This window comes from Mesorhizobium sp. C264A, from assembly GCF_040324515.1.
Taxonomy (GTDB): Bacteria; Pseudomonadota; Alphaproteobacteria; order Rhizobiales; family Rhizobiaceae; genus Mesorhizobium.
Genome location: NZ_JAMYVY010000001.1, coordinates 2,665,390 through 2,687,988, shown reverse-complemented (window position 1 = coordinate 2,687,988; position 22,599 = coordinate 2,665,390). Strand labels below are relative to the sequence as shown.

Annotated in this window: 31 protein-coding genes; 14 read left to right on the top strand and 17 right to left on the bottom strand. The window is 62.4% G+C overall.

The window, feature by feature from the left end; all coding sequences use genetic code 11:
• Positions 1-114 precede the first annotated feature (114 nt).
• The 7 genes from NKL04_RS13210 to NKL04_RS13180 form a co-directional block, all read right to left on the bottom strand.
• On the bottom strand, positions 115-522 hold the full coding sequence (locus NKL04_RS13210; RefSeq protein WP_023734272.1) for a DoxX family protein: 408 nt from the start codon (positions 520-522) through the stop codon (positions 115-117).
• Positions 523-660: 138 nt separating this feature from the next.
• Complete coding sequence (locus tag NKL04_RS13205) at positions 661-1,083, bottom strand: DoxX family protein (protein ID WP_023700661.1); 423 nt, start codon at positions 1,081-1,083, stop codon at positions 661-663.
• Positions 1,084-1,331: 248 nt separating this feature from the next.
• A complete protein-coding gene (gene fumC / locus NKL04_RS13200) occupies positions 1,332-2,729 on the bottom strand; it encodes a class II fumarate hydratase (protein ID WP_023700660.1) in 1,398 nt (465 codons plus the stop codon).
• Positions 2,730-3,316: 587 nt separating this feature from the next.
• Complete coding sequence (locus tag NKL04_RS13195) at positions 3,317-4,402, bottom strand: glycosyltransferase family 10 domain-containing protein (protein ID WP_245271378.1); 1,086 nt, start codon at positions 4,400-4,402, stop codon at positions 3,317-3,319.
• Between the two features lie 4 nt (positions 4,403-4,406).
• Positions 4,407-5,168, bottom strand: coding sequence for an SDR family NAD(P)-dependent oxidoreductase (locus NKL04_RS13190; protein ID WP_023715188.1), 762 nt, complete (start codon positions 5,166-5,168; stop codon positions 4,407-4,409).
• 130 nt (positions 5,169-5,298) lie between these two features.
• Complete coding sequence (locus NKL04_RS13185) at positions 5,299-5,655, bottom strand: NIPSNAP family protein (RefSeq protein WP_352723764.1); 357 nt, start codon at positions 5,653-5,655, stop codon at positions 5,299-5,301.
• On the bottom strand, positions 5,652-6,059 hold the full coding sequence (locus NKL04_RS13180; protein WP_245271377.1) for an NIPSNAP family protein: 408 nt from the start codon (positions 6,057-6,059) through the stop codon (positions 5,652-5,654). The genes NKL04_RS13185 and NKL04_RS13180 overlap by 4 nt, the downstream gene beginning before the upstream one ends.
• An 85-nt stretch (positions 6,060-6,144) precedes the next feature.
• On the opposite strand from NKL04_RS13180, the gene NKL04_RS13175 reads away from it, so the two are divergent.
• Positions 6,145-6,831: a TetR/AcrR family transcriptional regulator gene (locus NKL04_RS13175; RefSeq protein WP_023700655.1), complete on the top strand. Its 687-nt coding sequence runs from the start codon at positions 6,145-6,147 to the stop codon at positions 6,829-6,831.
• A gap of 18 nt (positions 6,832-6,849) precedes the next feature.
• Here NKL04_RS13175 and NKL04_RS13170 read toward each other — a convergent pair whose 3' ends face one another.
• Positions 6,850-7,443: a hypothetical protein gene (locus NKL04_RS13170; protein ID WP_023700654.1), complete on the bottom strand. Its 594-nt coding sequence runs from the start codon at positions 7,441-7,443 to the stop codon at positions 6,850-6,852.
• A gap of 132 nt (positions 7,444-7,575) precedes the next feature.
• Between NKL04_RS13170 and NKL04_RS13165 the strand changes: the two genes are divergently transcribed.
• The gene (locus tag NKL04_RS13165; RefSeq protein WP_023700653.1) at positions 7,576-8,700 is read left to right on the top strand and encodes a metallophosphoesterase; all 1,125 of its coding nucleotides are present in this window, start codon (positions 7,576-7,578) and stop codon (positions 8,698-8,700) included.
• 50 nt (positions 8,701-8,750) lie between these two features.
• Here the strand turns inward: NKL04_RS13165 and NKL04_RS13160 are convergent, their stop codons facing one another.
• On the bottom strand, positions 8,751-8,930 hold the full coding sequence (locus NKL04_RS13160) for a CsbD family protein (RefSeq protein ID WP_023694693.1): 180 nt from the start codon (positions 8,928-8,930) through the stop codon (positions 8,751-8,753).
• A 171-nt stretch (positions 8,931-9,101) separates the two neighbouring features.
• Here NKL04_RS13160 and NKL04_RS13155 point away from each other — a divergent pair, with 171 nt between their 5' ends.
• The 8 genes from NKL04_RS13155 (at position 9,102) to NKL04_RS13120 (ending at position 12,947) form a co-directional block, all read left to right on the top strand.
• Positions 9,102-9,755 carry a glutathione S-transferase family protein gene (locus NKL04_RS13155; protein WP_023684314.1) on the top strand — a complete coding sequence of 218 codons (654 nt, stop codon included), beginning with the start codon at positions 9,102-9,104 and terminating at the stop codon, positions 9,753-9,755.
• Positions 9,756-9,785: 30 nt separating this feature from the next.
• Entirely contained in the window at positions 9,786-10,115 is a 330-nt protein-coding gene (locus NKL04_RS13150; protein ID WP_023723612.1) for a YciI family protein, read from the top strand.
• A 465-nt stretch (positions 10,116-10,580) separates the two neighbouring features.
• Positions 10,581-10,790, top strand: coding sequence for a cold-shock protein (locus NKL04_RS13145; RefSeq protein ID WP_023671502.1), 210 nt, complete (start codon positions 10,581-10,583; stop codon positions 10,788-10,790).
• A 293-nt stretch (positions 10,791-11,083) separates the two neighbouring features.
• Entirely contained in the window at positions 11,084-11,308 is a 225-nt protein-coding gene (locus NKL04_RS13140; protein ID WP_023671503.1) for a hypothetical protein, read from the top strand.
• The gene (locus NKL04_RS13135; RefSeq protein ID WP_023671504.1) at positions 11,308-11,715 is read left to right on the top strand and encodes a hypothetical protein; all 408 of its coding nucleotides are present in this window, start codon (positions 11,308-11,310) and stop codon (positions 11,713-11,715) included. The genes NKL04_RS13140 and NKL04_RS13135 overlap by 1 nt, the downstream gene beginning before the upstream one ends.
• 1 nt (position 11,716) lies before the next feature.
• Positions 11,717-11,881 carry a hypothetical protein gene (locus tag NKL04_RS13130; protein WP_023671505.1) on the top strand — a complete coding sequence of 55 codons (165 nt, stop codon included), beginning with the start codon at positions 11,717-11,719 and terminating at the stop codon, positions 11,879-11,881.
• A 4-nt stretch (positions 11,882-11,885) separates the two neighbouring features.
• Positions 11,886-12,266, top strand: a complete 381-nt coding sequence (locus NKL04_RS13125) for a YkgJ family cysteine cluster protein (protein WP_023712743.1) — start codon at positions 11,886-11,888, stop codon at positions 12,264-12,266.
• Positions 12,267-12,335: 69 nt separating this feature from the next.
• A complete protein-coding gene (locus tag NKL04_RS13120; RefSeq protein ID WP_023689918.1) occupies positions 12,336-12,947 on the top strand; it encodes a LysE family translocator in 612 nt (203 codons plus the stop codon).
• Positions 12,948-12,970: 23 nt separating this feature from the next.
• On the opposite strand, the gene NKL04_RS13115 is transcribed toward NKL04_RS13120, so the two are convergent.
• A complete protein-coding gene (locus NKL04_RS13115) occupies positions 12,971-13,963 on the bottom strand; it encodes an AraC family transcriptional regulator (protein ID WP_023700651.1) in 993 nt (330 codons plus the stop codon).
• A 182-nt stretch (positions 13,964-14,145) separates the two neighbouring features.
• Between NKL04_RS13115 and NKL04_RS13110 the strand changes: the two genes are divergently transcribed.
• The gene (locus NKL04_RS13110) at positions 14,146-14,571 is read left to right on the top strand and encodes a GFA family protein (protein ID WP_031209305.1); all 426 of its coding nucleotides are present in this window, start codon (positions 14,146-14,148) and stop codon (positions 14,569-14,571) included.
• A gap of 56 nt (positions 14,572-14,627) precedes the next feature.
• Complete coding sequence (locus NKL04_RS13105) at positions 14,628-15,143, top strand: OsmC family protein (RefSeq protein ID WP_023671510.1); 516 nt, start codon at positions 14,628-14,630, stop codon at positions 15,141-15,143.
• A 76-nt stretch (positions 15,144-15,219) separates the two neighbouring features.
• Here NKL04_RS13105 and NKL04_RS13100 read toward each other — a convergent pair whose 3' ends face one another.
• The 3 genes from NKL04_RS13100 to NKL04_RS13090 are packed head-to-tail and all read right to left on the bottom strand — an operon-like array spanning position 15,220 to position 17,120.
• Positions 15,220-15,606 carry a nuclear transport factor 2 family protein gene (locus tag NKL04_RS13100; protein ID WP_023752084.1) on the bottom strand — a complete coding sequence of 129 codons (387 nt, stop codon included), beginning with the start codon at positions 15,604-15,606 and terminating at the stop codon, positions 15,220-15,222.
• A gap of 15 nt (positions 15,607-15,621) precedes the next feature.
• Positions 15,622-16,068 carry an OsmC family peroxiredoxin gene (locus NKL04_RS13095; protein WP_023689922.1) on the bottom strand — a complete coding sequence of 149 codons (447 nt, stop codon included), beginning with the start codon at positions 16,066-16,068 and terminating at the stop codon, positions 15,622-15,624.
• A gap of 41 nt (positions 16,069-16,109) precedes the next feature.
• On the bottom strand, positions 16,110-17,120 hold the full coding sequence (locus NKL04_RS13090) for a zinc-dependent alcohol dehydrogenase family protein (RefSeq protein ID WP_023689923.1): 1,011 nt from the start codon (positions 17,118-17,120) through the stop codon (positions 16,110-16,112).
• Between the two features lie 102 nt (positions 17,121-17,222).
• Here NKL04_RS13090 and NKL04_RS13085 point away from each other — a divergent pair, with 102 nt between their 5' ends.
• Positions 17,223-17,831, top strand: coding sequence for a TetR/AcrR family transcriptional regulator (locus NKL04_RS13085; protein ID WP_023697706.1), 609 nt, complete (start codon positions 17,223-17,225; stop codon positions 17,829-17,831).
• A gap of 71 nt (positions 17,832-17,902) precedes the next feature.
• Here NKL04_RS13085 and groL read toward each other — a convergent pair whose 3' ends face one another.
• The 3 genes from groL to NKL04_RS13070 all read right to left on the bottom strand — a co-directional run bounded on the left by groL (position 17,903) and on the right by NKL04_RS13070 (position 20,900).
• Positions 17,903-19,558 carry a chaperonin GroEL gene (gene groL, locus NKL04_RS13080; protein ID WP_023709705.1) on the bottom strand — a complete coding sequence of 552 codons (1,656 nt, stop codon included), beginning with the start codon at positions 19,556-19,558 and terminating at the stop codon, positions 17,903-17,905.
• Positions 19,559-19,621: 63 nt separating this feature from the next.
• A complete protein-coding gene (groES, locus tag NKL04_RS13075) occupies positions 19,622-19,918 on the bottom strand; it encodes a co-chaperone GroES (protein WP_006203049.1) in 297 nt (98 codons plus the stop codon).
• Positions 19,919-20,102: 184 nt separating this feature from the next.
• Positions 20,103-20,900, bottom strand: a complete 798-nt coding sequence (locus tag NKL04_RS13070) for a class I SAM-dependent methyltransferase (RefSeq protein WP_023821185.1) — start codon at positions 20,898-20,900, stop codon at positions 20,103-20,105.
• Positions 20,901-20,982: 82 nt separating this feature from the next.
• On the opposite strand from NKL04_RS13070, the gene NKL04_RS13065 reads away from it, so the two are divergent.
• Positions 20,983-21,852 (top strand): hypothetical protein, encoded by an 870-nt coding sequence (locus NKL04_RS13065; RefSeq protein WP_023700645.1) that lies wholly within the window; start codon positions 20,983-20,985, stop codon positions 21,850-21,852.
• Here the strand turns inward: NKL04_RS13065 and NKL04_RS13060 are convergent.
• Positions 21,849-22,475: a TetR/AcrR family transcriptional regulator gene (locus NKL04_RS13060; protein ID WP_023700644.1), complete on the bottom strand. Its 627-nt coding sequence runs from the start codon at positions 22,473-22,475 to the stop codon at positions 21,849-21,851. The two genes, NKL04_RS13065 and NKL04_RS13060, sit on opposite strands and share 4 nt — an antisense overlap.
• Between the last annotated feature and the right edge of the window lie 124 nt (positions 22,476-22,599).

Sequence of the window (22,599 nt, the reverse complement as noted above, 5' to 3'; positions counted from 1 at the left end):
GGCTCGCGCACTTCCTCTACCCCGTCGATCGGGGGAGAGGTGGCTCGACGAAGCCGAGACGGAGTGGGGGTCGACCTGGCACGGATGGTTCAACCGGGACGATATTTGACGATATCAGACCGCGGCGCGGCGCCCGTCGATCGACCAGGCCCCGGCGCCGGCCATGGCTAGCGCCAGGAATCCACCGGCGATGGCAATATCCTTCATCAGCATCTGCTGGTGCAGGAAGGTGAGCATCGGGTCATCGCCGCCCTGGCCGTAGTGGCCGATGGAGCCTGCAACGATGCAGAAAGCGGCAAGAAGTATCGCAACGACCGGCGTCTGAAAGCCGACCAGTATCAAGAGACCGGCAATCAACTCGAACAGCCCGGTGCCCCAGGCGGCAAGCGTCGGCAATGGCATGCCGAGGCCGGCGAAATAGCCGGTCGTCCCGGCAATGTCGGCGAGCGCGTGGTAGCCGGAGGGAACGAGCAGGACGGCGAGCAGCAGCCGGGAAATCAGAAGCAATGCATCGCGGGGCATGGTCATCTCCGATGTCTGTCCGCCGGCTGTTTCGAGACCGATCCTAGCAGGGATGGGTCGAGCGTGCGCTTGGGCAGACAACGAAAAAGCGGCGTGGAAAATTCCACGCCGCTTTTTTCAGGCCTGGGAAGGGAAAGCTCAGCCGCGCTTGGCGTCGATCGAGTAGGTGCCAGGGCCTGAGGAAGCCAGCAGCAGGAAGCCGCCGGTGATGGCGACGTTCTTCAGGAAATGGATCATCTGGTTCTGGTCGGCCCAGCCGGTATGGGCGACAAAGGCCGAGGCGATGGTGAAGACCGCGAGCACCCAGGCGGCGATGCGGGTCTGAAAGCCAACGAGCACGGCAAGGCCGCCGAGCAATTCGATCAGGCCGACGACAATGGCCGTTATGGTCGGCACCGGCAGGCCCATGGCGCCGAAATAGCCGGCGGTGCCGGAAATGGCGGTGAGCTTGCCGAAGCCGGAAAGCAGGAAGATGGCGGCGAGCAGGATGCGGCCGAGCAGGATGGTGGTGGAGCTGTTGGACGCGATGCCGGCGCCGGCAGCGGAAGTGTTGATGGACATGGTGGCTCTCCGAAAAGGGTTGATGTCCCGTCAGATAGACCAAGCCGACTGTTCACCAAAGCCGCCAGTCCGGCGACACATTGTTCACAGGACGTACATTTCGGGATCGTTCGACCGACGCAAAATTCTTGTCGCGGCCAGCAGCGGCGGGAGCAAATTGTCCCGCCACACAATTCGGATTTCTAGTTGACGCAATTCCAAAGAGGAAGGGCTGCGCGCTTCGAGGAAGGCACTTCCCCTGGAATCGCTTAACCCGGATGCGTCATGTCCTCCGGCCGCACCAGCCGGTCGTAGTCTGCCTCGCTGACCAGCCCGGTGGCCAGTGCTTCCTCGCGCAAGGTGGTGCCCTTCTTGTGCGCGGTCTTGGCGATCTTGGCGGCATTGTCGTACCCGATCGTCGGCGCCAGCGCCGTCACCAGCATCAGCGAGCGGTCGAGCGCGGCCTTGATGTTGTCTTCGCGCGCCTCGATGCCGACGACGCAATTGTCGGTGAAGGAGATCGAAGCGTCGGCCAACAGCTGCACCGACTGCAGGAAGTTGTAGGCCATCAGCGGGTTGTAGACGTTGAGCTCGAAATGGCCCTGGCTGCCGGCGAAGGTCAGCGAGGCGTTGTTGCCGAACACCTGCACGCAGACCTGCGTCAGAGCCTCGCATTGGGTCGGGTTGACCTTGCCCGGCATGATCGAGGAACCCGGCTCGTTTTCCGGCAGCGACAGTTCGCCGAGGCCCGAGCGCGGGCCGGAGCCGAGGAAGCGGATGTCGTTGGCGATCTTGAAGAGGGCGGCGGCCGCCGCGTTGATGGCGCCATGCGAGAACACCATGGAATCGTGCGCGGCGAGCGCCTCGAACTTGTTCGGCGCGGTGACGAAGGCGATGCCGGTGATTTCGGCGATGCGCGCCGCCACCGTTTCGGCAAAGCCCACCGGCGCGTTGAGGCCGGTGCCGACGGCGGTGCCGCCCTGCGCCAGTTCCTGCAGGCCGGGCAGCGTCATCTCGATGCGCTTGATCGAAGAGGCCACCTGCGCGGCGTAGCCGGAAAATTCCTGGCCCAGCGTGAGGGGTGTCGCGTCCTGCGTATGGGTGCGGCCGATCTTGATGATGTGGGCGAAGGCCTTTGTCTTGACCTCGAGCGCGGCGTGCAGATGCCTAAGCGCCGGCAGCAGATCGTGCACGATGCGCTCGGCGCAAGCGATGTGCATGGCTGTCGGGTAGGTGTCGTTCGACGACTGGCTCATATTGACGTGGTCGTTGGGGTGCACCGGCTTCTTCGAGCCCATGACGCCGCCCAGAAGTTCGATCGCCCGGTTAGAGATCACCTCGTTGGCGTTCATGTTGGACTGCGTGCCCGAGCCGGTCTGCCACACGACCAGCGGGAAATGGTCGTTGAGCTTGCCGTCGATCACCTCTTGCGCCGCCTCGATGATCGCCTTCCCGACTTCCGGATCGAGCCGCTTCAGCTCCATATTGGCTTCCGCCGCCGCTCGCTTGACGATGCCGAGCGCACGCACGATCGAGGCCGGCTGCTTTTCCCAGCCTATCCTGAAATTGCCGAGGGAACGCTGCGCCTGCGCGCCCCAGTAACGGTCGGCGGCAACCTCGATGGGGCCGAACGTGTCGGTTTCGGTTCTGGTCCTGGCAGCGGTCACTTGTCTCTCCGACGATCGAATTCGGCAACGGCGTATCGCGTTGCACAATGGCCTTCAAGCAGAGATTGCGGCCGGCAGGCAGTAAATCGGTTGAAGCAGTAGCGCCGCCCTTCGGGATCCTGCACCCTCCACTTTCGTGTGAAGGAAATTGCTCCTCAGTGCGGCTTGATCCCATGAAGTGGACGGAAACTTGCGGATTTAGCTCGATAAGATCATGTCGAGCTGGCGGATTGCTCTACGCAAACTTCCCCGAGGATCAGCGATGCGCAATTCATGTCTACCTACTCTACCTACGAGCGACGCTGCCACACAAACTACCATCCGTGCCGGCGTCTCACTGGCAACAGCAGCGATGAGGTAGCTTATGCACTTGTCCTTCTGTTCAGTTTCCCGACCAAAATCCGGCATCGCATCTGGATCGAGCTTCGGATCGCGAAACCGAGAATTTCAAGTCCACCCTGGGAGCGCCTCCACATAGCCTCGGAGATTTCCAAGATGCATGGCGGCAAGGTCGAAGCCGTCTCGACGTCGCAAGAGACGCTCTTTGTCCTCCGTATTTTGCTGAAAGCGCGCCTGATCGCGGACCGTCAGCTCGGAACCTTTTTCCTCCAACGGCGCAGCTTTGTCCTGAGATAGGATCTATAGCCGAACGGAAGTGTTCGCCGTCCGGAAGGCGTGCTTGTCCGCGCCTCCAGACGCTGGCGCACGACGCTCATCAGTCTGCAGAACGCGGGTGTTTCCAATGATTGCACCCGTTTGACGAGGTTGTCGGGCAATGGCTTTGAGCGCCAGTCGAAATAAGCCTCGTAGTCTTGCGGCGTTGCGATCAGGTGCTGGAGATAGGCTGCAAGATCGCTGGCGCTGGCGAAGGCACTGGCGTCAATAAAGGAGTGCTCCGGAACGAACTCGTCCACATTGGGAGCGCCAAGGTAGATCGGCACCGTGCCGGCCATGAACGCGTCATAGATTTTCTCGGTGACATAGTCGGCCTCGATCGAGTTCTCCATGGCCAGGCAGAATTTGTGCCGCGCAATGGTTTCGATCTTGGTCTTCGAGCCCAGATCGGGGCCAGAGACCGATCGGTTGTTGCGATATCGGCCATAGGAATCGATCTTGATGTGGCGCGCCAGTTCGTTCGCCAAATCGACACGGCCGCTATAATTCAGGCCGGCCGACTGGAAGAGTGCGACCGGCGCTTCTTCCGTTTTCGGCACGATTGGTCTGGCCAGCGCATCTTTCCACCACACCGCACGCGGAAGGTAGGGTACCCAGACATCGGACCGGGATTCATGCGTCATGATGATATCGAAGTGCCGCATGATTTTGGGGTCGGCAAGTCGCTTGTAGTTTTGGCCGCATTCCATCGACCAGGCGACCCAATATTGACCAGGGTATTTGTAGGCATCGCCCACTTCGCGAAAGTTCGGAATATGGAAGACGACTGCCGCGGCCTCGGAAATCCGTCGTTTGTCCAGTGTCCACCGCCCGGGCATTTCGCACTGTATCGACGCGATATCGACGGGTTTGCTGAAGAACGTTGTGTAGAAGAGGATCAGTGGATCGATAGACGGCATGGCACCACGAATGTCTGAAGCATTGCTCAATCTGCAGACAGACGCGGTATCGGAAGTTTGGTCAAGTGCTCCGCTTGTTCGAGGCCGAGGGCCGTCCAAACGGTCACCCCGCCGTATACCCGCCATCGATCGCGAAAATGCCGCCGCTGGTCCACGCCGCCTCGTCGCTGGCCAGATAGACGGCGATGCCGGCAAGATCGCTGGTTTGGCCGATGCGGCCGAGCGGGTAGCTGCGCTCGACATAGGTTTTCAGCTCGGCCTGCGCTGCCGCCGGCAGGTTGTCGATCGACTTGCGCCGCATGGCGGTGTCGACCGTGCCGGGCGCAATCGCATTGACCCTGATGCCGCGCGGACCAAGCTCGAAGGCCAGCGACTTGGTCAGCGAATTCAGCGCGCCCTTGGACAAGGAATACAGGCTCGACGGCCGCTTCGGGATCATCTTGTCGGCGAAGTAGGACGAGATGTTGATGACGGAGGCGTTGGCGCCGAGATGCGGCAGCAGCCGCTGGGTAAGGAAGAACGCCGCCGTCACATTGAGCGCGAAGGATTGCTGGAATTGGTGCTCGGTGACGGACTCGAACGGCACCAGATAAGCGACCCCAGCATTGTTGACGAGGATGTCGAGTGGGCCGGTTGCTTTCGCGCGATCGACCACGGCATCGATGCCGGAAGAGGTCGAGAGATCGGCCGACTGGGTGCCGACGTTGCCCGCCGCCGCAAGTGTCTCGTGGGCGGTCTCGAGCTTGCTGGTGTCGCGGCCGACGATCAGCACGTCGGCGCCCTCGCGCAAGAAAGCTTCCGATATCGCCAGGCCGATGCCGTCTGAGCCGCCGGTCACCAGTGCTCGTTTGCCAGAAAGTCTCATTGAAGGCCAAGTCGCATCGAATGCTCTCGCTGTATTGCCCGCGTCACGAAGGCAATGCCGATCGGCGAGGGCGGTCAAGCCGCCGGCCTATCGCTCAGTATGAACTTCGGTTGGCCGCGTGCCGATCCGGTTACCGCAGCAGCGACTGCGACGTCGGCGTCAGGCGCAAGGTTTCGGTCCGCCAGGTCACATCGGCCGCTTGCCATTGGGGCGAAGCGGCAACTGCGGCTTCGTAACTGGCATGCGCCTCGGGACTGTCGAAACCCGTCACCGCGATAAAGACGTTTTCGCTCAAGCGCACCGGCAGGCGGGGAAAGCTGTTTTCAGCGTGCTCGGTGATGAAGGCGCCAAGCAACCGTCCGCTGGCGCCGATAAGGACCGGAACGGCGTCCGTTTCGAAATTGCCGGCGAAATCGGCTTCGGCGCCAGACCGCAGATGATGAATCTGGATGACAACAACACCGGTCAAGCGATTGTCTGCGCTCAACTTTCCTCCGCCGGCATGGCGCCTCGCTGCGCGCCTGACAGATCGAAGCCGGCGCCTGGCCATGCCGGCTTCAAGAGCAGCACATCGTCGGAATCGATCATCGTCGCATTGGCGGCGTCGCGGTGCGCCGTCCACACCGGCCCGTCATAGAAGGCGGTGAGCGCCTGCTTCCGCGCTTCCATGCCATCGAAGCCGCGCAGCCAGACGAACATGTCGGGGCGGTCGAGGTCGCGGAACTGTCCGATGATGGTCATGCCGGCGTGTTCCTGGCCTTCGATGAACCGACTGTCGAAGATGTCGATCAGCGTCTCGCGCCGGCCCGGCTTCAGCGTGTACTGCCGCAACTCGAGGACAGGCGAAGCGAGCAGGCTTGCCGTCGCAGGCGCATTCAGGGGTACGGTCATTGTGTCGTCTCCAAAAAACAGGATGATCATCCGGTTTATAAAACAGACCGGTTGTCCTGTTTTGTCAATCTGCTATCGTTGGCAAATGTCAGCAGAGATTGCTCGGGCTCCGAAAGGGCCGCCGCGAAAACGCACCAACGATCCCGAAGGGCTGCGCAACAAGGTGCTCGATATCGCCGAAGCGTCGTTCCAGGCGCGTGGCTATCATACATCCGCTCTTGGCGAGTTGATGACGACCGCAGGCGTCAGCGGCGGCGCGCTGCATCATCATTTCCCGACCAAGAAGGCGCTCGCTCTGGCGGTGATCGAGGAGCGCGTGGCAGCGGCCCTCGATGAAACCTGGATCAACCCTGTACGGGCGGCAGGCTCGGCGCGCGAAGGCGTGCGCGCGGTGTTCGAGGCGGTGGCGACCGAGCTTGAGCAGCAAGGCTTCGTGCGCGGCTGTCCGCTCAACAATCTGGCGCATGAACTGTCGCTCGCTGACCCGGATTTCCGCGCCGCTCTGGACGATATCTTTGCCGGATGGCGTCAGGCGGTTGCCGACAAGGTGCGAGCCGACCAGCAGTCGGGGAGGGAGCAGGGCACCGACCCCGAGCGCTTTGCGGCACTCGCCATCGCCGCCTATTCCGGCGCCATGTCGATGGCCAAGGCGGCACAGGATGCCAGCGTGCTGCGCGATTGCCTGGCCGAACTTCAGGGTAGCTCAACGCCGCCATTCCCGAGCAGAGCGAAGCGGCGTAGCAGGATCCTGCTGCGGCCGGGAAAACCTTGAGGCCGGAACTGCGCTGTTCTAGTTGGAAAGCGGCTTGATCGTCTCGTAACCGTTCACCGATTCCGCGCTGGTCCCTTCGTCGTAGCGCCGGGCGAGGGACGCTTGCAGATCGGGCGCATAAAGCGCGGTAAATGTGTCCAGCGTTTCGCCGGCGCCGTTCTTGAAGGTCTCCGTGACCGCCAGCACGTTGTATTTGCAGCTGCCGACGCTGAACGTCTCCTTGCCCTTGACGACCAGGCTCAGTGTCTTGGTGCTCTTCGGCTGCTTGTTCGGCGACAACTCGACGAATTCGATCGTGCTCTTGGCTCCCGTCTTCAGCGGAAACAGTTTTCGCAGATCGGAAAACGGGATCGTCGCCACCCGTCCGGTATCGCTGTCGCGAAACACTTCGACCAGGCCGGCAAACAGGAACTGTGTCTGCGGCGATTGCGATTCGTAGTTGTTGGCGACGGACACCATGCCGCCGGCCACCGGCCGAAACTCGCTGCGGACGCCAGGCATTTCCAGAACGAAGCCGGCCTTGGCCGATTTTGCGTCGACACAATCGGCGGCATGCACCGCAGCCGCCGGTAGCAACCCAGCCAGCACCACGCCTATCGAAACGGCTCTCATGAAATCCTCCCCCTCTGCTTGTATTTGCTGCGCGCCAGCATGACCCAAGAAATGCCAGAGCCACAGTGCCGTGTCGACCTGCCATTCCTGGCAACTGGACGGTGGGGCGCCGGCTGTGCTGAATTTCAGGTCATGAATCGCAAGCTCGTCCTCTCCCGTCGCAATTTCCTCGCACAGGCAGCCGGCCTTGCCATGGCTGGTATGCTGCCGCGCGCCGCGCTTGGCCAGACCGGCAAGCGCATCCAGCCCATCGACGCCACCTTTCTGTTCATCGCCGATGTCCATGCCTGCCGCATGTCGAGCGGCCTCAGCCCCAACTGCCTGGAGGAAGGCAAGACCGATGCCGCGCTGTTGCGCAATGTCGCTGTTCTCAATGGCTTGGCCGGCCGGCAATGGCCAGTCGAGATCGATGGCGTTGCAACCCGCCTGCGTTCGGCCGGCAGCCGCATCGATGCGCCGCTCGGCCTCGTTGTCGGCGGCGACATCACCGACGATGGCGGCGGCCAGATCACCGAGCCCAGCGAAGGCACGCAACTGTTGCAGTTCAGCCAGCGCTATCAACAAGGCGTCGGCCCGGACCGCGTGCACATGCCGGTCTATGTCGGCCTCGGCAACCACGATCTCGACCAGAATGGCTCGCCGCCCCATGTCGACTGGTATCGGCGTGAATTGCGCGACTATGTCGAGGTCAACCACCGCCCCGGCGTGTTCTTCAAGCCGCCGGTGCCGGCCACCGAATACGATGTCGACACCGACTGCTATTCCTGGGACTGGGGCGGCCTGCATCTCGTCCAGACCCACCGCTTTGCCGGCGACACCGGCCATGGCGCGGTGAGCAGCCTGCCGTGGCTGAAGCAGGATCTGGCGACCTACGCGGCGGATGGCCGTCCCGTCATCCTGTTCCAGCACTATGGCTGGGACACTTTCTCGGTCGAGCGCTGGGACCCGGCCAAGCGCACCTATGACGATGACGGCGCAGGCGCGCCGCACTGGTGGAGCGAGGCCGACCGCCAGGCGATGCTGGCGGCGCTGAAGGGCTACAATGTCATCGCCATCTTCCATGGCCATCAGCACGAAGTGCCTATGATCTACAAAAGCGATGGCCTCGACCTGTTCAAGCCGAAGGCTGCCTATATGGGTGGCTTCGCGCTGGTGAGGGTAACCGGGGACGGCATGGACGTGGTGCTGGGCGAGGCGGCGGGCGACCGGGGCGGGGTCAAGTTCACCAGCGCCTTCAGCAAGAGCCTCAGCCTCTGACAAGAAAAAGGCGGCCTTGAGCCGCCTTCCTCATTGCCTGCAAGATCGAATCAGAGCGCCTTTTTGATCTTGTCCTTCACGTCGCCATAGACCTTCTGCACCTTGCCGGCGGTCTTGTCGGCCGTGCCTTCGGCCTGGGTCTGCCTGTTGCCGGTCGCCTTGCCGCCGACCTCCTTGACCGAGCCCTTGACCTGCTTGGCCACGCCGGCAACCTGATCCTTGTTCACCATCTTTGCATCTCCTGGGATTCCGGGGATTCATTCGCAGGAGGCAAACGGGCCGGCTTGGCTTAGGTTCCCTGGGCGGCGATCATCGTCGCATCTGGTCGCTTATATGGTCGCCGAAACGCTTTGCCGCGTCGTATCGTGTGACTAGTGTGACGAAATTTTGGGGAGACCGCCTTGGCTGAATTTACGCTCATCATCGCCAACAAGTGCTTTTCGTCCTGGTCGCTGAGGCCATGGGTGGCGATGAAGCATCTGGAGATCCCGTTCGAGGAAGGTTTCGTGCGCCTGCGCACGCCCGAGACTTTTGCCGCTCTGGCGAAAGTCTCGCCCACCGGCCTTGTGCCAGTGTTGAATCACAATGGCAGGATTGTCTGGGAAACCCTTGCCATCCTTGAATATCTGGCCGACCTGTTTCCGGAGAAAAAACTTTGGCCGCAGGATATCGGCGCCCGCGCCTTGGCTCGCTCGGTGGCGACCGAGATGCATTCCGGCTTTCGCGAGGTGCGCTATGGCTGGCCGATGAATTTGCGCCGGCCGAAGGGCCACAAGCCGCTCGACGCCGAAGGCGAAATGCAGCGCGCGCGCATCGAAACGATCTGGCGCCAGTGCCGGGAACAATACGGCAAAGGCGGCCCCTTCCTGTTCGGTCATTTCACCGCGGCCGATGCCATGTATGCACCTGTCGTCACCCGCTTCGACACCTATGGCGGCAAGCTCGCGCCCGACACGCGCGCCTACGTCGACGCCGTGTTGGCAACGCCGGCGATGCGGCACTGGTATGCGGAAGCAGCGAAGGAGACTTGGCCGGAACCCGGCCCGGACGAATAGGACCACTAATGACATCACGGTGAGTGACCGATGGCCAGCAATGATGGACCGCGTGAGACTACCGCGCCAACAATCTTCCACTGCCGGCTGATCCCGCCTCGGCCGGACTTCGCCTTCACCCTGACGGAGGAGGAGAGGGAGTTGATGGGCCGGCATGCCGACTATCTGCGCGGCAAGCTTGCCGAGGGCACCATGATCCTCGCCGGGCCGGTCGCCGACCCGGCCGGCCCTTGGGGTCTGCTGATCCTGCGTGTCGGCAGCGAAGCCGAGGCAAGAGCGGTCACCGACGGCGATCCGGTGTCGAGCTCCGGCCGCGGTTTCCGCTACGAGATCCTGCCGCTGATCAGCGCGATCCTGTAGGCGAGCGTAAGTTTAAGGAAAAGTGTGAAACGGTTTTCCCTTGGGAATTGTGTCAGACAACGGCACATACAAGAACGCCTCTCGCACCGTTCAATGTGCGGGAGGCGTCCTTTTGCCAGCATTACCGAGATTGCTCTCTGAATTGCTGACACCATGGAAACGCGCCGGCTTGCGATTGGTTCCGGGGCGTGGAATATTTTTTGGGAACGCGTTGCGCTCCGCCACCTCGTCAGTTGAGGCTTATGCCTCAGGCATCCTCAGGTTGAATTTGGGCTGTGGCCAAACCAGAAATTGACTCGGCGCTAAGAGAAGTCTATAAGAAATATGTCGATATTTGTTTGACCGACTTTTGTTATCCGCGCATGATGCGCGCCTTTGACGAACTTCCCCATCAAAAATCGAGACAAAACGCTGTTGTGCAGTCGCACGATGGTGAACGAATATTTGCCAGGGAAAGGGTTCTTCATGGCCACCGGCACAGTGAAATGGTTCAACGCCACCAAAGGTTTTGGTTTTATTCAGCCTGACGACGGCTCCGCCGACGTTTTCGTCCACATCTCGGCCGTAGAGCGCGCCGGCATGCGTGACATCGTCGAGGGTCAGAAGCTCGGCTACGAGATGACCCGCGACAACAAGTCGGGCAAGATGTCCGCCGACCAGTTGAAGGCGGCCTGATAAGGAATTCGGCCTTCCGGTGACCACGGATGTACTGGCACCGATGAAAGGCTGAAAGGAGCGCCTTGCGCATCCAACTGGATGCGCGGCGCTTTCATGGAAGGTCAGGCGGTGCCTGGCCTTTTTCATTTTGTGCGTCGTGCCGCTAAAAGTGCGCCGCACGCCGGCCGGAACGTGCTAAGGGACGCTCCAGCAATCTGAACCGCCCATACTGCCCCGCTGCCGTATTGCTTTGGTCGTAATCGAAGACCGCTCTCGCTTTATCGGCACCAGGCTCCCGACAGGAGAAAGTTTTGACCACTCAATCCAAGACCGCCGACCAGGCCGGCTCGCTGTTCAGCAAGACGCAAACCCAGTCGATGTCACTCAACCGCATCCTGTCCGAGCGTGATGCCGTCAGCGAGGCGCGCGAAGCCAAGACCGCGCGCTTGCGCGAACTGCGCAAGGAAAAGGAAGCCGACGACATGGCAGCGGCCGCAGCCCTTGCGGCGCTGCCGAAGCGGGCAGGCAAACGCTGATGGCCACCAAGCGCGTACCGCCGACGCCGATCGATGCCGATGCGACCATAGCGTCCATGGTCCCGGGCCTGGACAAGCCGGTCGAATATGTCCGCCGTGTGCTGGAAAAGCTCGAGCGCTGCAAGCGCGCGCATGGCGATGCCCAGGTGCGCGTCGGCGTGCGCGGCCGTGCCGAAGCCCCGAACTATCTGGTCGAATATGTCCGCGAGGACAAAAAGACCCAGGAGCGCGTGACCTACCAGGATGCCGCCTATAGCGGCAGCACGCATCGCGAACTGGCGGCGCACCACATTGCCGAGGCGAGGAACTGGTCGCCCGAGGAAATGAACATCACAGCGGTCTCGGCGCTGATCGGCCGCTTGCGCAATCCGCGCGCACCATCATCCCGCTTTTCCGACGAGGACTGACATGGCCATAAAGTTTTCCACCAAGGACCAGCCGGCAGCGCCGGCTGCTGCCACTGCAAAGCAGGCCAAGCCCGCTGCCGCGCCGAAGGCCGCCGAACCGTCGGCGACCGATCTGTTCGAGGCGCCAGCCGCCACGCCCAAGGGCAAGGCAGGCAAGAAGAAATAGCGCCTTGCCGCACCAAGCCGATCGCAATCTCGCAGCGCCTGGGCTGGTCGCGTTGGCCGCCAGGGATATCCGGTCGTCAAAACAGGACGACCAGCCGGTTTTCGATTGCCAGAGCTGCGGCGCCTGCTGCTCCTACTCGGCCGAATGGCCGCGCTTTTCGACCGAGGACGATGCGCAACTTGACCGGATTCCGGAAAAGTTCGTGTCCGCCGACCTGTCCGGGATGCGCTGCGAGGGCGTGCGCTGTTCGGCGCTTACGGGCGAGATCGGCAAGCACACGGCCTGCGGCATCTACGAGATCCGCCCCGACGTCTGCCACGCCTGCATGCCTGGCGGCGACGATTGCCTGATGGCGCGCAAGGCGCACGAGATGCCAACGATCTAGCCGACGCCCACCTTGCCTCATCCCACATCCCCCGATAGCTTCGACCACGGGCAGGGCGTCGGAGGAACCATGAGCATCGAATTCCTGTTGACGTCGCTGATCGTTGTGGCTTCGCCCGGCACCGGCGTTCTCTACACGCTGAGCGCCGGGCTTTCGCGAGGCGCGCGCGCCTCGATCACTGCTGCATTCGGCTGCACGCTTGGCATCATCCCGCATATGGCCGCCGCCATCACCGGCCTGGCGGCGCTGCTGCACACAAGTGCTGTCGCCTTCGAGACGCTGAAATATCTCGGCGTCGCCTATCTCCTCTACATGGCCTGGAACACGCTGAAGGAGAAGGGCGGCCTGAGCGTCGATGAAAACGCGGCACCCCGCTCGGCAGCCAAGGTCATCACCTCCGGTATCCTGATCAACATCCTGAACCCGAAGCTGTCGATCTTCTTCTTTGCCTTCCTGCCGCAATTCGTCAGCACCACCGAACCGAACGCATTTGCCAAGATGCTGGAGCTATCGAGCGTTTTCATGCTGCTGACCTTCGTCGTCTTCGTCGCTTACGGCATCTTTGCCGCCTCGATCCGCAGCCATGTCGTGTCGCGGCCGATGGTGCTGACCTGGATGCGCCGCACCTTCGCCGGCGCCTTTGTCATGCTCGGCGCCAAGCTGGCGCTGGCTGATCGATAGAACAGGATCTAGCAGGCATCGGCCTACTCTTCGTCGGTTCCGGATCCGGTCCGGATGCCTAGACGCCAGGCCGAGGGAGGAAGGCCGATCATCTTCTTGAAGGCGCGGCTGAACGCTGCCTCGGATTCGTAGCCGATTTCAGCGGCGATGCTGGCCATGTTGCTGGAGCCGGCGCTGAGCAGCTCCGAGGCGATCTGCATGCGCCATTTGGCGAGATAATGCATTGGCGGCATGCCGACCAGCCTGGTGAAGCGTTCGGCGAGCACGCTGCGCGACAGCGCGGAGTCCTTCGCCAGCGCCTCCACCGTCCAGTTATGCGCCGGCCGGTCGTGGATCAGCGCCAGTGCCCTCGCCAGGTTTGGATCGCGCAGGCCAGCCAGCCATCCCGTGGTTTGTGGCGGCAGCGATTCCAAGTAACGGCGCAACACGTCGACAAACATCAGTTCGCTCAGTTTGGTGAGCACCGTTTCACTGCCTGCGCGCTTTTGCGCCACCTCCGTGACAGCCAGGTTGATGAACTGGCTGAGCCAGCCGCCATCGCCTTTGGCATCTCCGGCCTTGATCACCGGCGGCAAAGCCTCGAGCAGGGGATTGAATGGCTGTGCATCACAGGCGAGATAGCCGCAAACCAGCCTGGCCGAGGTCGCGCCGTCGCCGGCGCAGTTGATGTAAAACGGCATCCGGCCGGATGTTGCGATGTCGAGAACGTCGGCTGTCGGCGGATCGGCGCGCAGCGCCGGATTGCTGGACATAATATGCGGGTCGCTCCTGGTGAAGACGACGACTTCGCCTGCCTCCAGCGCGATCGCTTCCTGGCCGACGATGCGCGCGAAGCAGCGACCGGCCGTTACCACATGGTAGGAGATCAGATGGTCCGCACCGGGCAGGATCTTCGGCAGGATGGACGATGGCGCCGGCGAGCAGACGGCCCACGGCTCGTGGCCCTCAATGTCAAAAAACGTCGCGCCGGTAAGGCGTACCGTCCTCAACAGGTCAGACAGAGCATCCCCGGCCATTCCGTTTCGTCCCGCACCCGGCTAGCCGGTCAGCCATCCCTTTCGAGTTCCGGACGCGCTGTCAAGCGAGGCGGACGCCGTATCATTCAGTTCGCGGCCAGAACTCCTAAACCTGCACCGGTGCTCAAGCGCTGCCGAGAGTGGGCGCTGAGTGCTGTCGAAACCAACCAGGGACAAATATCATGACGGTACATAAGGGCGGGTGTTTTTGCGGCGCTGTGGAAATCGAAGTGCACGGAGCCGCCGAGGCAATGGGCTATTGCCATTGCGGTTCGTGTCGATCGTGGTCGGCGTCTCCCGTGAACGCATTCACGCTGTGGAAGCCTCAGAACGTCAAGGTCACCGGGGGCGCGGAGTTCCTGTCCGGGTTCGAGAACACCGAAATGAGCGATCGCCAGTTCTGCACGAAATGCGGTGGTCATCTGATGACCGTTCATCCGCCGCTCGGCCTGGTCGATGTCTATGCGGCAACGATACCAGGCGTGAAATTCACGCCTGGAGTTCACGTCAACTACGCTGAGACCGTGCTGCCGATGAAGGACGGGCTGCCCAAGCTCAGGGACTTTCCGGCTGAGCTCGGCGGCTCCGGCATCGCGGTGCCGGAATAAGGCCCGGCCACTGCTCGCCATTTTTGACAACGACAATTCAAGACAGGAGATTGTTCATGGAAATCGCAACATTTCGCGCCACGCAGGAGCCGATCAAGGATCTCTATCGCAGGGATGCGAAGGCCGCGTTCCTCACCTTGAAGGCCAAAGGCGTCGCCGACGCGTCCACCGTGACCTGCAAGGTCGAGACCGGACGCGGGCTGGCGCTTGCCGGCATCCATCCGATGGCCGGGGGCAGCGGCCAGGAACTGTGCTCCGGCGACATGCTGCTGGAGGCGCTGATCGCATGCGCCGGTGTCTCGATGCGCGCGGCGGCGGCCGTGCTCGAAATTCCGATCAGGTCCGCCGAAGTTTCCGCGGAAGGTGACGTCGATCTTCGCGGCACGCTCGGCGTGACTGCGGGTGTTCCAGTCGGCTTCAAGGAAATCCGCTTGCGGTTCGACATCGACACCGACGCTCCCCAAAGCCAGCTCGACCAACTGCTCGAACTCACGGATCGCTATTGCGTGATCTTCCAGACCATCCAGAACAGTCCCAGCACCACGGTGAAGCTGCACCGCGTCATCCAGTGACCAGAAAACCGGCCCGGAAACTCGACTTGAGCGAGATTCCGGGCTGGGAACGGTAGTGCCGTATCGGGCAACGCTTCTATCCCTTGACGTAACCCATCGCCTCGACGATCAGCCCGTCCGCGACACGCATCAGGTTGACGCCGCGGATGGAGTTGCCGTCGGCCATGAAGTAGCGCCAGCGGATCGTCGCCCGTTCGCCGGCGACGAAGGTTTCCTCGAGGTCGAAGCGCGTGCCGGGCTGGGTAGCGATCGCCGACCATAGGTCAATGCACGCCTCTTTGCCGGCATGGCGGGCGCCGTCCGGCGCCGGCACGGTGTTTTCGATAACGCAATCCTGCGCCACCAACTCGGCAAGCGCGGACGGATCGTGCAGCTGGAACACATCGTTGAAGCGATGCATGATCTCGGCCGTCTGCCGGGACAAATCATTCCCGGCTGCGTCCATGATAAGCTCCTGTTTCATCATATTCTCCCGGTTTCATTGATCTTTGACGGCTTTGACCAGCACGGCCTTTAGGGTGATCTGAGGCACGCCGGCCAAGGCGCGCGAGACGAGGCAAGTCGCCTTGGCCGACTGCGCCAGGCGTTCGAACTCGTCTTCGGCGAGATCCGTGACCTCCGCCTCCGTTTCGAGCTCGATGCGGGTGATCGTCGGCCCGGCGGCGGTCGCGCCGAGATGCACCTTGGCGACGGTGCGGATGGTGCGGGCGACGTGGCCTTCCTGGCCGAGGATGAAGGTCAGCGCCATCGAGAAGCAGCCGGCATGTGCTGCCCCGATCAGCTCTTCGGGATTGGTGCCCGGACCGTTCTCGAACCGCGACGGAAAGGAATAGGCGCCTTCGAAGACGCCGCTGCCAAGCCGCAGACGACCGCCGCCTTCCTTCAGCGTGCCTTGCCATTCTGCGGAAGCTTCACGGATGGTCATGGTCGTTCTCCTGGTTCGGGGTTGAAAAGCGGGCAATTGGGTCAGGCGCAGTCGATGACAACCTTCCCGAACACGTCGCCCTGCTGGAAGTGGCGGTACGCTTCGGGGGCTTCGGCAAAGGGGAAGACCCTGTCGACAACGGGCTTGAGGCGATGCTGCGACACGGCGCGCAGCATGGCCTCGAGATTGCTGCGGCTGCCGACGAACAGGCGGCTGATGGTGGCGAGGCTGCGCTGATAAAGCGCTGCCGGCATCTCGATCGATCTGCCACTGGCGTCCTGCAGCGTCAGCAGCACGATGTGTCCATAAAGCGTGCTGGCAATCAGCGACTGCGCGAAGGTGGCCGGGCCGCCGGTTTCGACGACGAGGTCGATGCCGCCTGTCTGCTCGCGCGCCCAGCCGCCCCATTCCGGTATGTCGGTGCTGGAGACAACGAGGTCGGCGCCCAGCGCCCGCAGCCTGTCGGCCTTCTCCGCGCGCGATGTGATGGCGACAACCCGGCAGCCGAGCAACTTGGCGAACTGCAGAGCAAACAGCGAAACGCCACCCGAACCGATGGTGAGAACCCATTGACCAGGCTTCGGAATCCGGGTCCCGGTCACCGCGTTCCAGGCCGTCACGCCGGCGCAGGTCAGCGTCGCCGCTTCGTGCCAGCTCAGATGATCGGGCAGTCGCGCCGCCCATTGTTCGTCGAGCACGGCAAACTCAGTCAGCATTCCGTCCAGCGTACAGCCGAGCTGGTCGATCAGACCGGCATTGATGCGGCCATCGATCCAGCGGGCGAAGTAGCTGCCGGTGACGCGGTCGCCGACGGCAAAACGGGTGACGGCATCGCCGATTGCGACGACGTCACCGGCTCCGTCGCTCAGCGGCACGATGCCTTGCCGCGCCGGCAAGGGATAGGTGCCGCCAAGGATCATCGTGTCGCGCCGATTGAGCGAGGCGGCGCGGACTCGCACCACGATCTCATGCGGTTTCGGTTCCGTCCGCGCCTCGTCGCGCATCGCCAGGGATTCGGTTCCACCAAACCCTTCGAGACGGTAGCTGCGCATGTCACTCTCCTTAATAGTATATAGACTGATCCACATATTATATAGACCGATTGTCATATTCTTGGCAAGGCCTATAATGCGTCACTGCTGACAGAGGTTGACATGGCCAACGACACCCGCACCCGCATACTCGAGACCACAGGCCTGTTGCTCAGGCAGCGCGGCTATCACGGCACCTCGCTCAACGACATTCTGGGCGCCAGCGGGGCGCCGCGCGGCTCGCTCTATTTTCATTTCCCAGGCGGCAAGGACCAACTGGTCATCGAGGTGACGCGCAACAGCGTTGCCGACGTCACGAAAAGGCTGGGCGAAGCACTGGCAGCCGAGAGCGATCCTGCAGTGGCCGTCCATCACATCTACCAGTCGGTCGGGCGCATGCTGGAGGACAATGATTTTTCGCTGGGTTGCCCCATCGCGCCGGTGGTGCTGGATTCACCCACCGATGTGCCGGAACTGGCGGAACTCTGCCGATCGGCTTTCGAGCAATGGATCGGCTTGCTGCGACAGGCCTTTGTCAGGGCAGGAGTGCCCGAACGCCGGGCGCATGCCCTGGCACTGCTGGTCGAATCCTCGCTGGAAGGGCTGATGGTGATTGCGAGGGCCACCCGCGATCGTGGCCCGGTGCTGGTGGTGGCCGACGAGGTGGCGGCGCTTGTCGAGCAGGCGGTGCTTGCAGGCAAGGTTGCGCGGCAGGCGGACAGCGCCGCCTAATCATCCGCTTTCCAAAATAAAAAGGGCGCCTCTCGGCGCCCTTTCCGTATGCATAAGCCGGATAGCTTGGATTAGAAATCCATGCCGCCCATGCCGCCCATGCCGCCGCCGCCCATGCCGCCAGGCATGCCGCCGCCAGCCGACTCCTTCTTGGGAGCCTCCGCGATCATGGCTTCGGTGGTGACGAGCAGGCCGGCGACCGAGGCCGCGTCCTGGAGAGCGGTGCGAACGACCTTGACCGGGTCGACGATGCCCATGGCGATCATGTCGCCATACTCGCCGGTCTGGGCGTTGTAGCCGTAGGTCGCGCCCTTGTTGTCGAGGATCTTGCCGGCAACGATCGAAGCTTCAGCACCTGCGTTCGAAGCGATCTGACGGGCCGGAGCCTGCAGTGCACGGCGAACGATGTTGATTCCGGCAGCCTGGTCGGCATTGACGCCGGTGACCTTGATGTTGGCTGAAGCGCGCAGGAGAGCGACGCCGCCGCCTGCAACGATGCCTTCTTCCACGGCCGCGCGGGTCGCGTTGAGGGCGTCATCGACGCGGTCCTTCTTTTCCTTGACTTCGACTTCCGTCGCGCCGCCGACACGGATCACCGCAACGCCGCCGGCGAGCTTCGCCAGACGTTCCTGCAGCTTCTCCTTGTCGTAGTCCGACGTGGTCTCTTCGATCTGCTGCTTGATCTGGGCAACGCGGCCCTGGATCTCGGCCTTCTTGCCGGCGCCGTCGACGATGGTGGTGTTCTCCTTGGAGATCGACACCTTCTTGGCGCGGCCGAGCATGTTGAGGCCGACATTCTCGAGCTTGATGCCGAGGTCTTCCGAGATGACCTGGCCACCGGTTAGGATGGCGATGTCTTCCAGCATGGCCTTGCGGCGATCACCGAAGCCCGGCGCCTTGACGGCGGCGATCTTCAGGCCGCCACGCAGTTTGTTGACGACCAGCGTGGCCAGAGCCTCGCCTTCGACGTCTTCCGAGATGATGAGCAGCGGCTTGGAGGTCTGCACGACAGCTTCGAGAACCGGCAGCATGGCCTGGAGGTTGGACAGCTTCTTCTCGTGCAGGAGGATGTAGACGTCCTCGAGCTCGGCAACCATCTTGTCGGCGTTGGTGACGAAGTAGGGCGAGAGATAGCCGCGGTCGAACTGCATGCCTTCGACGACTTCCAGCTCGGTCTCGGCGGTCTTGGCTTCTTCAACCGTGATGACGCCTTCATTGCCGACCTTCTGCATCGCTTCGGCGATCATGGCGCCGACCGACTCGTCGCCATTGGCCGAGATCGTGCCGACCTGGGCAACTTCCTCGGAGGTCTTGATCTTCTTGGCAGCCTTGCCGAGAGCCGCGACGACTTCGGTCACGGCCAGGTCGATGCCGCGCTTCAGATCCATCGGGTTCATGCCGGCGGCAACGGCCTTGTGGCCTTCCTGGACGATCGACTGCGCCAGAACGGTCGCGGTCGTGGTGCCGTCGCCGGCGATGTCGTTGGTCTTCGAAGCAACTTCGCGGACCATCTGCGCGCCCATGTTTTCGAACTTGTCTTCAAGCTCGATTTCCTTGGCGACGGTGACGCCGTCCTTGGTGATGCGCGGTGCGCCGAACGACTTGTCGATGACGACGTTGCGGCCCTTGGGGCCGAGCGTGACCTTCACTGCGTCGGCGAGGATGTTGACGCCGCGCAGCATGCGCTCGCGGGCGTCGCGGGAGAATTTTACGTCTTTAGCAGCCATTTTTTAGCTCCTGGCAGGGGGCTTGCGATCAAGCCCGAAATTAGTTGACGGTGAGGCCGATGATCAGCCGATGATGCCCATAATGTCGGATTCCTTCATGATCAGAAGGTCTTCGCCATTGAGCTTGACTTCGGTGCCCGACCACTTGCCGAACAGGATGCGGTCGCCGGCCTTGACGTCCAGCGGGACCAGCTTGCCGGCTTCGTCGCGAGCGCCGGAGCCGACGGCGATGATCTCGCCTTCCTGCGGCTTTTCCTTTGCCGTATCCGGGATGATGATCCCGCCGGCGGTCTTGGATTCGGATTCGACCCGGCGTACGACCACGCGGTCATGAAGCGGGCGGAACTTCGACTTTGCCATTTTTTCTTCCTCGAATGAGAACGGTGAGAGCTGTTCCTCGATCCGGCGGTGCCGGATGTGCGTTAGCACTCACCTGGGGAGAGTGCTAACGTGCGCTGAAATAAGCGCGTGGCTTTCGAGAGTCAAGGCGAACGGTGAGCACAATTGTGCCAATTGGAGCCGTGCCGCGATCCGACGGCAGACCCTACCGGCGCCGCGGCGATTTAAGCACCAGAAGCGGACAGCGTTCAGCCAGCCCATAGGTCCCTGTCGGCGCGAGGCGGACACTGTCAAAAAACCGGCTCGCCTCTTCGACCAGCGTCGCCGCCGGGGCGAAACTGTAGACAGTCTGCGAATTCGCATAGACATCGATGGTGCCGATGACCGGCATCTCCCATCCGGTCGTCGCGGCAAGGGCCTCCCGGTCGGCAAACAGCGCATCGAAGGCGTCGAGGATCGCCCGCACCGGAATGGCGCGGTCGGGATCGCCGCCGGCACAAGCCATGGCAATGCGCCATTTGAGTTCGTGGAAGGTCGCGACACCACCGGACAGCGTCAGCGCCCGGACCTCCTGCAGATCCTCCGGCACCTGAGGGCTTGCATAGGCGCGCAATGCAGCCCGCCCATCGGACTTCAGCACACGCGCGATCTCGGCAAGCAGCGCCTGCCGTGCAACCGAGGAGTCCAGCGCCGACAGGCAGCCGTCGCCGATCACCGCCCCGGCGCTTTCGTCGCCCAGCGGCAACTCCAGCCAGTTGCCGATCACCGCCTTGCGTGAGGCGGTATCGCCCGGCCAGATGCCCGATATCATGGCAGTGGACTCGTCGATCGCGAGCATGGTCCTTCCGAGGGCGGCAAGCTCCGGCGTGACCCCGAGCAGCACCACATCGACTGATTGCAGGCTAAGTTCGCGCTCATAGGCGGCGACAGCTTCCGGGGGCGGACACAGCGGCGACCCGAGAAGCCGCCAATGACGGCGAATTGCGTCCCAATGCTCAGTCATGCGGAAAGGTTTGGGGAAAGGCTGGACATATTTCCTTCCAGGCTGTTGGTTGCCTTGCGAGTTACCTCATGCAGGAAAGGCCATGGCCCGCATTGCCGTCATAACGCATGAATTTGACCGCTTCCAGAGCCGGCGGGGCCTCCTGCTGCGCCAGGACAGCCCCTACATGCTGTTCGACGTCCTGGCGGAGCTGAAACGGCGCGGTCACTCCGTGCAGATCATGCGTGGACCCTCGGCAAGTCATAACGCCGATATTGCCGTCCTGCATGTCGACGCGACAGTGACGCCATCGGACTATGTCGACTACGCGCGCGGATTTCCGATTTGTCTCAATCTTGGTGCAACCGACATTTCCAAGCGCCGCATCAGCGGTGCAATCCTCGAGGAGGGTGCCAACTGGAGCGGCCAGGTCATCGTCAAGAGCAACCTCAATCATTGGGGGACGCCCGAGGAGCAGCTCAACCGAAAATCCGTTCGCGCCGGCAAGGCAGTGCCTTTCCCGGGCGCGCAGACCTTCGACCGCTATCAGGTGCATGCCTCGCTGGCCGATGTGGCGCCGGAGATTTTCAGGCGTGCCGACCTGATCGTGGAAAAATTCATTCCCGAAATCGAGCCCGACGGGTTTGCGGCGCGGTTCTGGATTTTCTGCGGCGATCGGGAGCGCTGCACCCGCTATGTCTCGCCGCAGCGCCTGGTCAAGGGCGACGACACCATCCGCCGGCAGCCGGTTGCGGTTCCCGACGAATTGCGCGCCTTGCGTCGGAAGCTGGGCTTCGACTATGGCAAGTTCGACTTTGTCGTGCATGAGGGCAGGGCCGTGCTGCTCGATGCCAACAAGACCCCAGGTCGCGCCAGGAACCTGTCGAAGATTGTTGCCGCCGGCACAGCCAACCTGGCCGACGGCTTCGAAAACCTCATCCACCAGACCGGACGGGGTCGAATCGGGCGCTAGAGAAACAGTCCCAACTGCGTATGGATGATCGACCGGTAGTCCTCGATGGTGTGGCGGCTTTCCTCCTGGTTCTGGGTCAGCGCCATGCGCACGACGCTGCCGGCCAGCTGGAAGATCAGGAAAACCATACGGCCGAACTCATTGCGTCGCTCCGGCGCGAGAAAGGGGCCGACATGGTCGCAGAACATCGTCGCCTGGCGCCGGGTTTCGGCGATGTCGAGATTCTTCAGCGCCTTGTCAGCCTGGATGGCGTTTTGCAGGTCCTGAATGGCGGGGTCGCCGGCGACGCGCTCATAGTAGTCGTCGAGCAGCCGGTCGGCCGCAGCGATAACGTCGCTCAGCCCGCCGACCTCGGCAACGATCGCGGCAAGCCGGGCGCGGCTCACTTCGGAGAATCGCTCGTAGAGCATCGCCAGGATCGCCGACTTGTTGGGGAAGTAATGATAGACGGTGGCGATCGGCCCGCCGGCCTGTGCGCCGACTTCCTTCATGGTGACGGCGTCGATGCCTTTCTCGCCGATCAGCCGCATGGTCGTCGACAGGATGGCGTCGATGCGCTCGCGGCTGCGCTCCTGTTTGGGCCTGCGCCTCGGTTCGGTCGTCATCTGCACTGCTTCGTTCATGCCGCCATCCTCTCGATCGCCCAGACCATTCGATCGCCAAGACCATCCCCAGCCTTGTTGGTGCCAAGTCCCGCTACTGATTGACAAACGAATATGATCGAGTATCAGTTTCTAAATGCTGACA